Below are 530 nucleotides of genomic sequence, written 5' to 3'. Positions count from 1 at the left end.
TCGAGGGACGACCCTTCGCCGATAGGCGAACTGGTCCAGGACCTGAACTTCGAGATCGGCCAGCACGTCCGGCAGGGCACCCGCCAGGTCCGGCCCGGAGTGTCCGACCGTGAGATACCCATCGGTGACAACTGGCGCCGCTTCATCTCCCACATGCTCGCCGAGGCCCACGTCCTGATCGCCCTCGTGTCCACGCCCTACCTGGACAGCGACTGGTGCGGCAAGGAGTGGGCCGTCTTCAGCCGGCGCGCCGTCCACGCTCGACCGCCGCTGTCGCCGGAGACGTCGGCGATACTCCCGGTGGTCTGGGTACCGGTGCCGCAGGACCGGCGGCACGCTGTGGTCCAGCGGCTCCAGTACACCAATGAGCGGATGCCCGGGAGTTACGCGCGGGACGGCCTGCTGGCGCTCAGCAGGCAGGCGGGGAAACGGGATTCGTACCACCAGGTGGTGAACCAGCTGGCGCGGCGTGTCAGCGACCTTCTGATGTACACGACGGTGGAACCCGGCAGAATGGTGGATGTGGAGAC

The 530-nt window shown here is 67.7% G+C and carries 1 protein-coding gene; it reads left to right on the top strand.

Annotated features, from left to right (window positions below; all coding sequences use genetic code 11):
* The coding region (locus IF29_RS0141210; protein WP_030267741.1) for a toll/interleukin-1 receptor domain-containing protein at positions 1-530 on the top strand (530 nt) is incomplete at both ends.

Source organism: Streptacidiphilus jeojiense, from assembly GCF_000719095.1.
Taxonomy (GTDB): Bacteria; Actinomycetota; Actinomycetes; order Streptomycetales; family Streptomycetaceae; genus Streptacidiphilus; species Streptacidiphilus jeojiensis.
This window is presented reverse-complemented; position numbering and strand designations above follow the sequence as displayed.